Source organism: Sporosarcina luteola, assembly GCF_023715245.1.
In the GTDB taxonomy this organism is placed as follows: Bacteria; Bacillota; Bacilli; order Bacillales_A; family Planococcaceae; genus Sporosarcina; species Sporosarcina luteola_C.
On record NZ_JAMBNV010000001.1, the window covers coordinates 269,756 to 284,478 of the forward strand.

Annotated in this window: 9 protein-coding genes; 6 read left to right on the forward strand and 3 right to left on the reverse strand. The window is 49.0% G+C overall.

The window, feature by feature from the left end:
- The first annotated feature begins 69 nt into the window (after positions 1-69).
- Positions 70-642, forward strand: coding sequence for a TetR/AcrR family transcriptional regulator (locus M3152_RS01365; RefSeq protein ID WP_251695212.1), 573 nt, complete (start codon positions 70-72; stop codon positions 640-642).
- 69 nt (positions 643-711) lie between these two features.
- On the forward strand, positions 712-2,913 hold the full coding sequence (locus M3152_RS01370; RefSeq protein WP_251693393.1) for a YhgE/Pip domain-containing protein: 2,202 nt from the start codon (positions 712-714) through the stop codon (positions 2,911-2,913).
- 300 nt (positions 2,914-3,213) lie between these two features.
- On the opposite strand, the gene M3152_RS01375 is transcribed toward M3152_RS01370, so the two are convergent.
- Complete coding sequence (locus M3152_RS01375; RefSeq protein WP_251693395.1) at positions 3,214-4,095, reverse strand: SDR family oxidoreductase; 882 nt, start codon at positions 4,093-4,095, stop codon at positions 3,214-3,216.
- Positions 4,096-4,485: 390 nt separating this feature from the next.
- Positions 4,486-5,799, reverse strand: coding sequence for a short-chain fatty acid transporter (locus tag M3152_RS01380; RefSeq protein WP_251693397.1), 1,314 nt, complete (start codon positions 5,797-5,799; stop codon positions 4,486-4,488).
- Positions 5,800-5,946: 147 nt separating this feature from the next.
- On the opposite strand from M3152_RS01380, the gene M3152_RS01385 reads away from it, so the two are divergent.
- A complete protein-coding gene (locus M3152_RS01385) occupies positions 5,947-7,842 on the forward strand; it encodes a beta-propeller domain-containing protein (protein WP_251693399.1) in 1,896 nt (631 codons plus the stop codon).
- A gap of 402 nt (positions 7,843-8,244) precedes the next feature.
- On the opposite strand, the gene M3152_RS01390 is transcribed toward M3152_RS01385, so the two are convergent.
- Entirely contained in the window at positions 8,245-9,894 is a 1,650-nt protein-coding gene (locus tag M3152_RS01390; RefSeq protein WP_251693402.1) for a sensor domain-containing protein, read from the reverse strand.
- A gap of 132 nt (positions 9,895-10,026) precedes the next feature.
- Here M3152_RS01390 and M3152_RS01395 point away from each other — a divergent pair, with 132 nt between their 5' ends.
- The 3 genes from M3152_RS01395 to M3152_RS01405 all read left to right on the forward strand — a co-directional run bounded on the left by M3152_RS01395 (position 10,027) and on the right by M3152_RS01405 (position 14,683).
- A complete protein-coding gene (locus tag M3152_RS01395) occupies positions 10,027-10,929 on the forward strand; it encodes a DMT family transporter (protein ID WP_251693404.1) in 903 nt (300 codons plus the stop codon).
- A gap of 201 nt (positions 10,930-11,130) precedes the next feature.
- On the forward strand, positions 11,131-12,873 hold the full coding sequence (locus M3152_RS01400; protein WP_251693406.1) for an ABC transporter ATP-binding protein: 1,743 nt from the start codon (positions 11,131-11,133) through the stop codon (positions 12,871-12,873).
- Positions 12,854-14,683 (forward strand): ABC transporter ATP-binding protein, encoded by a 1,830-nt coding sequence (locus M3152_RS01405; RefSeq protein WP_251693408.1) that lies wholly within the window; start codon positions 12,854-12,856, stop codon positions 14,681-14,683. The genes M3152_RS01400 and M3152_RS01405 overlap by 20 nt, the downstream gene beginning before the upstream one ends.
- Positions 14,684-14,723 lie beyond the last annotated feature (40 nt).

Genomic DNA, 14,723 nt, shown 5'->3' on the forward strand with positions numbered 1-14,723 from the left:
TGTACATAGGAGTATTATAATGACCGGATGACCGGAATTGATTTATGGTCAATAAAGCGGGGTGGAGAAATGGATCGCAGGCAAGAAATCCTTGAGGCAGCCGCCAAGTCGTTTTCGCTGTTCGGCTTTAAAGCGACGACGATGGACCAAGTCGCCAAAATAGCGAATGTAGGTAAAGGGACGATTTATACATTTTTCGCGAACAAAGAAGAACTGTTTAACGCAATTGTCCTGCAAATGGTCGAAGAGATGCGGGTGGCATCAGATGCGGCAACAGTCGAAGGTGCTTCCTTCGAGCAGAATGCCCATGCCCGGCTCATGCAAATGCTGAAATTCCGGGAGACGCACCAATTGTATGCCAAATTGGTCGATGAAGGAAAAGAACTGCGCACACCGGCAGTCATTGAAGTACTCGCCGATATTGAAAATGAAATCGTCTCTTATATACGAGCGAAAATTGAACTTGCTGTCGATAAAGGCGAATTGAAGCCTTGCGACAGTGAGCTTGTTGCATACCTTCTGTTCAAATCATATATGGCGCTTGTCGTCGATTGGGGCAAAACCCATGAGAATGAAGAGCTGTCCGAAGAGCGGATCGCAGGATTATTGCGCAGCACCATTTTTACAAGTCTCTTAGCTTGAGACTCTTTTTTTATTCACGATTGACCGAATGAGGGTTTTGGTCAATTAGTACAAACGGAGGAATTACGAATGAAAAAATCAATGATATTCGCGGAATGGAAACAGCTTCTCCGTACAAGGAAAGTGCTTGTACCGATGATCGCCATCCTTTTCATTCCGGTTTTATATGCAGGCATGTTCTTATGGGCGTTTTGGGATCCGTATGCCAATATGAACGCATTGCCGGTGGCGATCGTGAATTTGGACAAAGGCGCAGAGTTGGAAGGGAACCAGCTTGCACTAGGCGATGAATTGGTCGACAAGCTGATGGAAGGAAATAATTTTAACATCCAAGAGGTTTCCAAGGCGGACGCGGAGAAAGGCCTGAAAAACCAGGACTACTATATCGCGATTGAAATACCGGAGAACTTCTCGCAGCACGCAACGACATTGCTGGATGAGCACCCTGAGAAGTTGACGATTGTGTACAAGCCGAATGAGGGCTTCAACTTCTTGTCTGCCCAGATCGGGGAGACGGCGATGGAGCGGATCCGGGCGGAAGTGAATGATAAAGTTGCATCAACATATGCGGAGCAGCTGTTTGATTCCATCAAGAAAAGCGGCAACGGATTTGGCGAAGCTGCGGACGGCGCAGGTGAATTGCATGACGGTGCAAGCGAGCTTGCGAAAGGTGCGGATGATCTGAAAGGGTATTTGGAAACGTTGGCGTCGAGCACCATTACATTGATGGATGGCTCGGACCGTCTGGCGAAAGGGACTGCTGATGCCGCGAAAGGCGCTGCGGATTTGAATAAAGGGATCGGCGCGCTCTCTGCGGGTGTTGTGGATCTTCAAAAGGGAGCGGCTCAGGCAACTGAAGGTGCAACCGATTTACAAGGCGGTATTGCCGACTATATTGCTGGTGTTCAGCAATTAAAGGATAGCTATGCGCAAATTGCGCTAAAGGAAGCAGAGTTCGGACAGGTTGTCGGGACAATCAATGATAAAACAGCTGCGTTGAATGGATCTGCGCAGAAACTTGCGGAAGCCTCGAAAAACGTGAATGCTGGCATCAATGATTTGTCGGAAAAACTAGCGCCAGTATTAGCATCATTGCCGGAGGACCAACAGGCAGGTTTGAAGTCGGCACTGGGTCAGCTGCAACAAGGAAGTGCTGAACTGGCAGGCGGCATGTCCGAGCTCACATCAGGAACCGCTGCGCTCAGCGATGGAGCTGCCCAGTTGAACGGCGCGGCCGGTCAATTGCGCGAAGGCCATAAGCAGGCGTTCGCGGGATTGGATAAATTGAACGAATCGTCTTCTGCATTGTCGGAGGGGGTTTCCGCTCTTGCGCAAGGGAACGGGGCATTGGCATCCGGTATTGACCAACTATCGGAAGGTGTCGCGAAAGCGCAAATAGGTTCAACCGATTTGGCGTCCGGCTTGAGTGAGCTGAATGCCGGAACGGGTACATTGAAAGAAGGAACCAGCACGTTGGCTTCTAAATCGAAGGAGCTTGCGGATGGCTCTGCGAAGTTGTCGGACGGCATGAAAGAGTTGGACGAAGGTACGCTGACGTTGCAAGAGAAGCTTGCGGAGGCGAATGCGGCTGCAAGCGAAGTGAATCCGAATGAGAAGACGTATGAAATGGCCGCATCTCCGGTGGATGTTGAGAAAGAGGGCATCAATGAAGTGCCGAACTACGGTACTGGATTTGCACCTTACTTCCTTTCACTTGGATTATTCGTGGGGGCATTACTGTTATCAATCGTCTTCCCGCTCGTCGAACCAGCGATCAAACCGACAGGCGCATTCGGATGGATGGCGAGCAAAGTTTCCGTTTTGGCGATTGTCGGACTCCTACAAGCATTAGTTGCGGTCGGAATCATAAAAGGTGCGCTTGGAATGGAAACGGTCAATTTACCGTTGTTCATTTTGGCAGCAATCATTACGAGCTACACATTCATCGCGATTGTGCAGATGCTAGTGTCGCTGTTTGGCGATCCGGGGAGGTTCATGGCAATTCTCATCTTGATTTTGCAATTGACGACGAGTGCAGGGACGTTCCCGTTGGAATTAATTCCTGAACCTCTTCAAGTGTTCAATACGTTGCTGCCGATGACGTATTCCGTCCAAGCTTTCAAGGCGGCGATCTCCACTGGGGACATGGCGCATCTATGGGCTAGCAACGGTGTGCTAATCGGCTTCATGGTCGCGTGCCTCGCGATTACGTTCGGCTATTTTGCATTGATCTTCAAAAAACGGTATTCAAGAGAAGCTGTAGAGGCATAAGAAAAAGCGATTTGCGGATTGTGGTCTGCAAATCGCTTTTTTATAGTTAGTGGTACTATGCTCGTGTCCAGAGTGGGGGTTACCGCGCCCAAAGAGCAGCGTTCCGCGCCCAAAGAGCAGCATGCCGCGCCCAAAGAGCAGCGTTCCGCGCCCAAAGAGCAGCATGCCGCGCCCAAAGAGCAGCGTTCCGCGCCCAAAGAGCGGCATGCCGCGCCCAAAGAGCAGCGTTCCGCGCCCAAAGAATAGCATGCCGCGCCCAAAGAGCAGCGTTCCACGCCCAAAGAGCAACACCCTAAAAGATTAAGAACCTACATAATCTCCACCATCAACGTGAATCGTCTGCCCAGTCATATAGCTTGAATCGTTTGACGCGAGGAAAACATAGGCCGGTGCATTTTCAGCCGGCTGTCCGCGGCGTTTCAAAGGTGTGTCCGCTCCGTGCTGCTCGACTTTTTGCGCGTCGAATGTTGCAGGAATCAATGGCGTCCAGATCGGGCCAGGTGCCACGGCATTGACGCGGATTCCTTTCGTAGCCAAATTCAAGGCGAGGGAGCGTGTGAATGACGTGATGGCGCCTTTCGTTGCTGAATAATCGATCAATCCCGGCGAGCCGTTATAAGCTGTTACGGAAGAGGTGTTAATGATGCAATCGCCTTCCTTCATATGGGCCAGCGCCGCTTTTGATAAATAAAACAGTCCGAAGAAATTGGTGTCGAACGTTTCGCGTAGCTGATCGCCAGAAATTTGGGAGATATCGTCCTGCGGAAACTGCTTTCCAGCATTGTTGACGAGAATATTCAAGCTGCCGAATTCCTTGATGACATCGTTGACCAGCTGCTCGCAATTTTCCTCTTCACTAATATCGACACGAATTTTCTTTGCTTTGCCGCCATATTGTTCAATGAGCTCGACGGTTTTATTCGCATCGACGTCCTCGGTCTCGTCCAAATAGGCGATCGCCACATTCGCTCCTTCCTTCGCGAATGCGACTGCGACGGCCCGACCAATTCCGCTGTCTCCTCCGGTGATCAAAGCGTTTTTCCCTTTCAACTTGCCCGAGCCTTTATAATTTTCATCGTCATAGATAGGAAGCGGGTCCATCTCCGCTTCAATTCCAGGCTGCTGATTTTGTGTTTGAGGTGTCACTTGCTCATCTTTTTGTTCGTATTTGTCTTCAGGCATTCATGTATTCCTCCTTAGAAAAATCATCTATTTGAGATATTCCCTGTGTGGGGACTGATAAACGTGGCGGGGGAGAAATCGGAGGATACCGGATCCACGGCCGCGTCCCAAGGTGGTCGCATGAAGACTTGAAACGTGCGTTTGTAACTTGTATAGAAGTATTGGGAGAATAAATAAAATGCGGGGAGAGGCTAATCTCCCGGCATTCGAGAACTCTTCGTATGAGAACGAGAACTTTCCGAGGTAGGATGAGAACTCTTGTCGCATAAACGAGAACTTTTCATGTGAGAACGAGAACTCCATGGTAAGTTGGAGTGAAACAACGGTATTTATTCAAAATGAAAAACATCCGAAGCCGCCGTATTGGCGCTCCGGATGCTGCATGTTTACTTAAAAGAAATAAAGCCCGATACTCACGACAATACCACTCAACAACAAGACGAACACACAATAGCCCATAATGTCCTTCGCGCGCAATCCTGCAATCGCAAGTGCAGGCAATGCCCAGAACGGCTGGATCATATTCGTCCATGCATCGCCCCATGCGATGGCCATCGCAGTCTTCGAGTAGCTGACGCCAAGCGTTTGAGCCGCATCAAGCATGACCGGCGCTTGTACAGCCCATTGTCCTCCGCCTGACGGTACGAAGAAGTTAACGAGTCCCGCCGCATAAAATGTGAAGAGCGGGAAGGTCGCTTCGGTTGAAATGCTGACAAACCATTGCGACATGACTTTCGCTAGTTCTGAATCTACCATCATGCCCATGATCCCTGCGTAGAACGGGAACTGGATGATAATTCCACCTGACGTTTTGACTGCATTTGCAACTGCTGCAAGAAAACGTTTTGGCGTGCCGTGGAAAATGATGCCGAGAATAAAGAAAATCAGATTGACGATATTCAGGTTCAAGTCGAAACCTTTAGTGACAAAGTGCTGTACAAGATAGACGACACCTAATGCACCGATCAGCATGGAAAGGATCACACTATTTTCAAGCCGCGCAGCAGGCGTTTTTTCCTCTGCTTCTTCCACTTCGATTTCCTCTTCCAACAATTTTGGATCGACGCTGACCGTATCCTCCGGTTTTGGCATCATGAAACGGTTTAACAACGGTAAAGTTATGAATAGAACTGCGATAATGAATAGATTATACGTTGAAAAAATCGTTTCGGACGTTGGAACGACACCCATCATGTTGGCGTACGGATGATCCTCCGTCGCGATGGACAATGGAATCGATCCGCCAAGCCCTCCATGCCAGATGATGAAACCGGAGTAAGCGCTTGCAATCAATAGCCGGTAATCGACAGTCGTCACTTTTTTGGCGATTTCCTTAGCGAACAACGCCCCGATGACGAGACCGAATCCCCAGTTGATCCAACAAGCGATGAGCGATACGACGGTCACGAGTAGAATCGCTGTACCAGGCGACTTCGCCAATCCTGCCAATGAACTCAATATCTTCTTGAAAAAAGGACTGCTTGCCAATACATGTCCCGCAACTAATACGATGACCATCTGCATTGTAAATGCGAGAAGCCCCCAGAAACCATTCCCCCAGTGGACAGTCATCTCGAGCGGACCCGAATCCGTCAGTCCAACACCGAGCAAAAAGACAAGCAGTGTCAGAATGGCAACGAATATGTATGGATCAGGCAAGTATCTTTCCATGATCCTATTCGACCATCTTGTAAGTGTTTTCATTCCCCTATACCCCCTATGTTATTTTACCCACTCTATAAGACTACCATATTCGAATGGAACCACAAAAATGTTTTTTCCGAAAGGTGAAACGTAAATCTCTCCGACAAGTCTACTAAGTAAAGAAGCAGACAAAGAAAGGTGATGAAATTGAGGAAACCGATAATATGGTTGATCATTTCGATGATTTTATTCATGGTCGTTGCAGGCATTTCGATCTTCACGAAGAAGGCGGACGTTTCCGCCTATGGTTCTATCGATTCGATCAGCTCTGAGGAAGATTTGAAAGCATATTTCAAAAGAGCAAAAGATATGCAGTCCGTCGCGGTAAGGTTTGATGGAGTTGAAGAGTCTTCGGAAAAAGCCTCCATGGACAGTGCGGAGTCATCGAATGCGGTAGGCGGAGGTGATCATTCTTCGACGAATAATCAAGTTGAAGGCGTTGATGAATCGGATATGGTGAAAACGGATGGCGAATATATCTATTCCATTTTTGCAGGCACGTCTGTGAAAGTCGTTGATATCCGAAACCCTCAAAAGATGAAAGTCGCGGCTGAAATTAAACCGGGTGACGACTATTATCCGTCACAGCTATTTTTACATGACGACTTACTCATTGTTCTCGGAGAAAAAATGCAGCGCTATCCGGATACGGATAAATCAAATGCAATGGATAAAATGATGCCGATGAACAGCTTGACGACTGTCCGTCTGTACAACATCGAAATGCCGGAAAAGCCAGTGTTCATCCGTGAAATTGGAGTGGAAGGCTATATGAAAAGCGCCCGGAAGACGGGGGGCATGCTTTATCTCGTGACAAATGTATTTCCGAACTTCTGGGCAATGGAAGAAATCGAAGGAGACGCATTGCGTCCGCGCATTTTGGATTCGAATGAAAAAGAAGAGAAATTCATGGAATTCAAGGATATCTCCATTTTACCTGGAGCGGTGGATCCTTCCTATTCCGTTATCGCTTCAATTGACTTGACGACGCCGAAAACGGCAGAGCTGAAAACGAAAGGGTTCCTCGGCAGCAGCGACCAGATGTACATGACGAAAGACCATCTTTACTTAACGGCATTGAAATATGAAAAGAGCACGAATTCCCGTGGTGCTGAAATCATGATCTGGAATCCGGGTAAAGCGGATACCGAGATATTCAAATTCAAACTGGACGGGACAAATGTTGATTTTTATCAATCTGCCGAGTTGAGCGGGACGATTTTGAACCAATTCTCGATGGATGAATACAAAGGGAATTTCCGTGTTGTCATGACGGAAGGGAATATGTGGGACGACAAAAACCCGTCCAAAAACCATCTGTATATTTTGAATGAAAAGATGGAAATGACCGGATCGGTGAAAGGCCTTGCTAAAGGGGAGCGCATCTACTCCGCGCGATTCATGGGGGATAAGGCGTATATGGTGACGTTCAGGGAGACTGACCCGCTTTTCGTCATCGATGTTGCGGATCCAGCGAAGCCGAAAGTGTTGGGCGAGTTGAAAATACCGGGGTTCTCAAATTACTTGCACCCATTGGATGAAAATCATTTGATCGGTTTCGGCTATGACACAGTTGCGCAGAAAAATCCTTCGGGAGGTGAGCCGTTGATCCTCACCAAAGGGATGAAGATCTCACTGTTCGACGTAACCGATTTTCATAATCCGAAAGAGAAATATACGGAAATCATTGGAGGGCGGGGCACGTACTCACCTCTGCAATACGACCATAAAGCGCTGTTCCAGCATAAGAAGAGAAATCTGTTCGGCTTCCCGGTCAGCATGTATGAAGAAGGGGCTAAGGATTTCGAAGTGGACTATAAAGGTTCCGGAGCTCTCATTTATGAAATTACACCGGATAGTGGAATCGTACTGAAGGGCGATTTGGTGCAAAAGAAAGCGTCCGGAGAACAATACGAAGAATGGGAGAAGCAGATCCAACGGTTACTGTACAGCGGCGACAGCGTGTTCACGCTATCGATGGACGAAGTCAAAAGCTATAAGCTCGACTCGTTTAAGGAAATCAGCACGTTGAAGATGAACTGATGGGAAAGGGGAGGGAGAGCATGCGCTCCCTCTTTTTTTAGTTGAGATGATCATGCAAGGGCCCATTTTTTGCGGTTCAAGGTCCATTCTTTTGATCAAGGGCCCATTCATTACGGTTCAAGGTCCATTCTTTTGATCAAGGGCCCATTCATTACGGTTCAGGGTCCATTCTTTTGATCAAGGGCCCATTCATTGCGTTTCAGGGTCCATTCTTTTGATCAAGGGCCCATTCATTGCGTTTCAGGGTCCATTCTTTTGATCAAGGGCTCATTCATTGTGGTTCAGGGTCCATTCTTTTGATCAAGGGTCCATTCATTCCGTTTCAAGGTCCATTCTTCCGCGCAAGAATTCATTCATTCCATCAATCAAAAAAACGGAACCGCACCCTAGCGGCTCCGTTCCTTATGAAATCTCAGCCCCTTTTACAGGACCTCCGATATAATACCCCTGAACAGCATCAACGCCCATTTCCTTCAATGCTTCGAACTGTTCCTCAGTTTCGACGCCTTCTGCAATAACATATAGGCCCATTGATTTGCTGAAAAGGATCATCCCTTCGACGAGCTGCCGTGTTTTAGGCATCGTAAGCAGGGAATTGATGAACACTTTATCGATTTTAACTTTGGAAATCGGTAACTGCTGCATATACCGGAAAGAGGCATATCCCGTTCCGAAATCATCCAGGATGAAGCGTATACCGGTCTCTTCAAACGCTTTCATTTGTTGGATGATCGCATGTTCCTGTTCAGCTTGGAAGGCGAACTTCTCCGTAATCTCCAGCTCGATCTTATCAGCAGGGCACTTCGTCTTTTCGAGAATGCCTGTCAGCTTTTCCTTCATTTGTGAGGAATCGCCGAACTCCCGCACAGATGAATTGACTGAAATGCGGATATCCGGCCGATCGGCCATGAGCTTCACCGCGAGTGATGCAGCTTCCTCAAGAACATAGGCCCCAATGGCATGAATCAACCCGTTCTCCTCCGCAATCGGTATGAGCTCATCCGGTTGGATATGCCCGATTTCCGCATCCTCCCAACGGACAAGCGCTTCGTACACGAGAACTTTGCCCGTCGCAATATCCAATTGCGGCTGGTAGACGACCTGCAAGTTGTTGTGGTCAAGAGCTGTCAGCATCTTCTTGTCGATGAGGGAGCGGCGGTTCAACTCTTTGTGGGACTCGGCTGATAAGGAGGAAATGCGCCCTCCGCCTTGCTCAGTAATGGTCTTTGTTGCTGCCAATGCTGCTTTGTACAGATGTGAATAGGAGGATTGATCTTCCGGGAAGCGCACGATTCCGCCACTTACCGATAAAGGCAATGAGTGGTTTTCAACATAGATCGGCTGTTCCTTCAAGAACTCCAGGAATCCTTGGACGAACCAATCCCCGAAGGATGTTAAAACGACAAATTGGCTTACTCCGACCCTTGCGATCGGATCACCTTGGAAAAACCGTTTCAACCGGTTCGTGAATTCTTGGATTAAAACCGATTCCGAATCATACGACTGAAGATCTTTCAGTGTATAATAGTGATCGATTGCTATGTAGACGAACGAAAAGTGCCGGTCCTCAGCAATATATTCATTGACCATCGTCTCCAATTTATGCCGGCTCATCAATCCTGTTTCAAAATCGATAAAGGCGATTTGTTGGAGTTTCTCCTTCAGCTCTACTTCTACTGTAATGTCGAGCTCTAGAAACGTGCAGGACGTGAGTGTATCCTCGTCGTCAAGTACGGGTACTGCCATCATTTGTACGTAATAGGGCTCGCCGTGCCGCGTAAGTTTTTCAACTTTGCCGAACCAGGATTTCCCGTTCGTCACCCGGTTCCATATCGCATGGGCCTGCGCTTGGCTATGTTCATCCTCGGAAAACATTTGCCAAAAGGATTTTCCGAGAATTCGTTTTGGTGTCCAATTGCTTGAAGCTAGGAAGTTATGATTCGTATAAGTAATCAAGCCTTCACCATCCGTACGGGTCACCATTAAGAACTCTACAAGACTGTCCATGACTAGCGGCAGCTCGGTTCTATTTGCTTGGTTTGCCGATTTCATCTTTTTGTCCCCTTTCGGATGTCGTATGTATTTTATTATATAGGAAGTTCAGTGAATTTACATTACATCTTTTATGGCGGATTGAACACATCTATGAAGTTACTAAACAACTGTAAAAGGTGGTGGAATGATATGGAAAGAGCGAAAGGGATATTCATGATCATCATCGGGGCTATGCTCTGGGGTGCGACGGGGCCAATGATGGAATGGATTCTGATATCGGGTAAAATGTCCGTCTCCTTCATGCTAATCGTCCGGCTTTTAATTGCCGGCGTGGCGCTTCTTCTCCTATTAAAAATGAAAGGCATACATATTACACGCCCGCTCCGTCATAAGGTGTGGCTGCGTCAAATGGCCATTTTCGGCGTTATCGGAATGCTCGGCGTCCAATTTTCATTCGCAGGCTCCATCAACACGAGCAACGCGGTCGTTGCGACGCTGTTTCAATTCCTAGCGCCGATCTATATCATCCTTTTCGTTTCAATCAGGCAAAAGGTGCGCCCGCCAGCATCCCAAGTGATCGGAATGGTTGTTACAATGGTCGGCCTCTTCCTGCTTTTGACAAATGGGACTCTTTCCGACTTTGCATTGACGAAGGAGGCGCTATTCTTCGGGCTCGCTGTTGGATTCACATTCGCATTCTACACACTGTATCCAGTTCGGCTCATGAATGAATGGGGCGTCCTCCTCTCCGTTGGATGGGGCATGCTCATCGGAGGACTGACGCTCCTTCTCATGAATATATTGAGGTTCGGTAAAGAGATTGGTGCGCTCGCCGACGTGAACCTGTCACTGATGCTGTTACTCATCATCATCGTCGGAACGGCCGCATTCCTTCTATTCCTCAGCAGCATGAAATATATATCGCCGGTGGAAACGAGCATCCTTTCCAGCTTCGAACCATTGACGGCAATAATCATTTCCGTCATCTGGTTTGGCAGTGTGTTAGGCCTTTGGCAAATGGTCGGAGGCGCAATCATGCTCCTCGGCGTCACAGGGATTTCAGTGGCGGGAAGCAAGGCAAAAGAAGACTAATTGATTACACCGGAATCCTGCATAGGCTTCCGGTTTTTAGGGTAATAAAATAAAGTCCTGTAGCCCGATATAACAAGGCTCTCAATGTCTGAACTTCCGGATTAATCAATATACGTCCTATACAGAATTCGCTCCCTATGTCATAATGGTGACAATAAAAATAATTCGTAATACGAAAGAGTTTTTTGGGGGTCCGGTAAGATGAAAACAGTTTTCTCCTTTGCAAAGCCGTATAAATGGCCGATATTCATTGCCTTATTCCTTATGCTGACCGAACTTTCGGTCGAGCTGATCCAGCCATTATTAATAAAGAAAATTATCGATGACGGCATATTGGCGGAAGATGTCAGCGTCATTTGGACATGGGGAAGCGTCATGATGGGTCTGGCGTTCGTTGCATTCTTATCCGGTGCAATCAATTCCTTCTTCGCCGCCCACGCCGCGCAAAGCTTTGCGTTCGACTTGCGGCAAGCGCTATTCCGCCAAGTGCAGTCATTTTCCATGGCGACCTTCTTACGGTTCCCGACAGCGGGTTTGATCACGCGCATGACGAGCGATGTAACGATGGTGCAAAACGTCCTGTTCATGTCGCTGCGGATCATGATGCGTGCGCCTTTGCTCGTAATCGGAAGCTTGGTCATGGCATTTTTCGTCAATGTGAAACTGGCACTCTACCTCGTCATCGGTGCGCCGGTCCTGCTCATCTTCCTCTTCGTAATGGCGAGGAAAGGAGTCGGCTATTTTTCAACGGTGCAACACAGGCTCGACCGAGTGAACCGCGTCATCCAGGAAAACCTGCAGGCGGTCCGTCTTATCAAAGCGTATTTGCGCGGAATGTACGAAGCGAGCCGATTTTCGAAAGTAGCGGGGGCCCTCCGGAAAGACACCGTCAAAGCGATGCGGATGATGGAGCTCATTTTGCCAGTCCTCTTGTTCATCATGAACGTCAGCTTGATGGCTGTCCTCTGGTTCGGTGCCATCGAAATCGGTGATGGGAACGCGCAAGTCGGGGAGCTTGTCGCAATTGTCAACTATGCAATGCGGATGACCGGCGCATTTTCAATGTTTGCATTCATCATCAGCGCATTATCTCGTGCAAAGGCATCCTCTGAGCGTATGGAGGAAGTGCTGCTTGCTGATGAGGATCTTGAAGAAAATACTATGGAAAGCTCGAGTATCGGCAGTCTGGAAGGGGATCTCCGTTTCGATAACGTTTCTTTCCATTATCAAGGAAAGCCTACACCGATTTTGGATAGTGTGTCCTTCCATGTGGCACCTGGGGAGAAGCTCGCCATCATGGGGGCAACCGGGTCGGGGAAATCGACGCTTCTCAATCTCATTCCCCGCATGTTCGAAGCGACCGAAGGGAAAATCTACGTCGGCGGAATCGAAGTGAAGGAGTGGGCGTTGAAGGACTTACGCGATACAATCGGTCTCGTTCCACAGCAATCGATCCTGTTCACGGGATCGATCCTGGAAAACCTCTCATGGGGGGACAGCGATGCGGAACCTGATGAACTGATCGAGGCGGCGATGAAAGCGCAGATCCACGAATCTATCGATTTATTCCCACAGAAGTACGGAACGCGGGTCGGACAGAAAGGGGTCAACCTATCGGGCGGGCAAAAGCAACGGCTTTCAATTGCCCGGGCACTTGTCCGGAAGCCTTCCATCCTTATCCTCGACGACAGCACGAGCGCATTGGACGTTAAAACCGAGAATGCATTGTGGGAAGCGCTGAAAGGGGAAGCGGCGACGATGCTTGTCGTCACGCAAAAAGTGCAGACGGCTAGAGGTGCGGATCAAATCCTGTTATTAGATGAAGGAAAGGTCGTCGGATATGGTACCCACGCCGATCTCATGGAGCAGTCGGCATTATACCGGAAAATAGCCGAATCCCAATCGGAAGAGGAGGTGGGCGCCGATGTTGCGAACAATTCGTAAACCGTTCGGATATGAACCGATCATAAAGAAAGAGGACATAAAAGGTCCTGGACGAAAGAAAGTGGAGCGTGCGAGTGACTGGAAATCGGTGCTCCACCGGATCTGGAAGCTCGTCGATGAACAGCGGGGGCTGCTCATCCTCGTGCTTGCCCTCGTGCTCGTCAGTTCTGCCCTTGCGCTAATCGGTCCATTCCTGATTGGGAAAATCATCGATGCGCATATCATCCCAATGGAATTCGATGGCTTGGGCGGAAAAATCGGCATGCTGATCGCGATTTACGCGGGATTGTCCCTTGCCCTTTATTTCCAAAGCTTCTGGATGGTCGGCATTGCACAGCAGACAATTTTCAGGCTGCGGACAAGTCTGTTTTCCCATCTGCAGACACTGCCAGTCACGTTTTTCGACAAGCGGCAGCATGGCGAATTGATGAGCCGCGTGACGAATGACATCGAAAACGTCAGCCAGACGCTGAACTCATCGTTCATCCAAGTATTCTCAAGCATTTTGACATTGTCAGGGACGCTCGCCGTGATGCTGTACCTCAGCCCGATTTTGACGTTGCTGACAATGATCATTGTTCCTGTCATGTTCATCGCGATTCGGTGGATCACCCGCCGGACGGGATTGCTGTTCAAAGAGCAGCAGCAAGCGGTCGGACAATTGAACGGGATGATTGAAGAAACGATTTCAGGACAGCGGATCATCAAGGCATTTTCGCAGGAAGAGCGGGTCATGGAGGAATTCGCGGAAAAGAGCGATCGGCTGCGCCGGACGGGCTTCTGGGCACTGACATACTCCGGGTTCATCCCAAAAGTGATGAATATGCTCAACAACGCAGCCTTCGCCATCGTGGCGGGCGTCGGGGGATTGCTTGCACTGAAGGGGGACGGAATCGTCACAATTGGTACGATCGTCATCTTTTCCGAGTACGCCCGCCAATTCACGAGGCCGCTCAATGATCTTTCCAACCAATTCAATACCGTCCTCTCGGCAATTGCGGGAGCGGAACGCGTCTTCAAAATTATGGATGAGCCGATTGAACAAGACGACGCAACGGAGCATGCGGACACAATTCTCGCAGGGGACGTCGAATTCAGGAATGTGTCATTCGGCTATACTGTCGACACGGACGGCTATACGGTCGACAACATCTCCTTCCACGTCAAACCTGGCGAGACGGCGGCTTTCGTCGGAGCGACCGGGGCAGGGAAGACGACAATCATGCAGCTTCTGGCCCGGTTCTATGAAGCGAATGAAGGGCAGATCCTCATTGACGGGATTCCCATCAAAGAACTGCCGCGCGAAACATTGCGGAGCCAGACGGCATTCGTTTTGCAGGATCCATTTTTGTTCGAAGCGACCGTCATGGAAAATATCCGGTACGGCAAGCTTGACGCCACCGACGAAGAAGTGATCGCGGCTGCAAAAGAGGCGAATGCGCATAGCTTCATCTCAAGGCTTGAAAACGGGTATGACACCATACTGACAGCGGATGGCGGCGAAATTTCACAAGGACAGAAGCAATTGCTCTCCATCGCAAGGGCGCTCGTCGCAGACCCCGTCTTGCTTTTGCTCGACGAGGCGACAAGCAGCATCGACACCGTCACCGAACTCGCAATTCAGGAAGCGCTCGACAGGCTCATGGAAGGAAGAACGAGCTTCGTCATCGCCCACAGGCTGAACACGGTCCGGAAAGCCGACACCGTCTACGTCATGGATCAAGGCAAGCTCATCGAATCCGGCAGCCAAGAAGAATTGATCGAAAAACAAGGGGTTTATTATACGATGTTGAAGGACTCGAAGATTTGAACACAAAAAACAGGCGGGGGAACATTTCCTCGCCTGTTTA

Coding starts and splice junctions, on each gene's coding strand:
- M3152_RS01395 (WP_251693404.1), top strand. CDS start 10,027: ATGGAAAGAGCGAAAGGGATATTCATGATCATCATCGGGGCTATGCTC.
- M3152_RS01375 (WP_251693395.1), bottom strand. CDS start 4,095: ATGCCTGAAGACAAATACGAACAAAAAGATGAGCAAGTGACACCTCAA.
- M3152_RS01390 (WP_251693402.1), bottom strand. CDS start 9,894: ATGAAATCGGCAAACCAAGCAAATAGAACCGAGCTGCCGCTAGTCATG.
- M3152_RS01380 (WP_251693397.1), bottom strand. CDS start 5,799: ATGAAAACACTTACAAGATGGTCGAATAGGATCATGGAAAGATACTTG.
- M3152_RS01405 (WP_251693408.1), top strand. CDS start 12,854: ATGTTGCGAACAATTCGTAAACCGTTCGGATATGAACCGATCATAAAG.
- M3152_RS01365 (WP_251695212.1), top strand. CDS start 70: ATGGATCGCAGGCAAGAAATCCTTGAGGCAGCCGCCAAGTCGTTTTCG.
- M3152_RS01400 (WP_251693406.1), top strand. CDS start 11,131: ATGAAAACAGTTTTCTCCTTTGCAAAGCCGTATAAATGGCCGATATTC.
- M3152_RS01370 (WP_251693393.1), top strand. CDS start 712: ATGAAAAAATCAATGATATTCGCGGAATGGAAACAGCTTCTCCGTACA.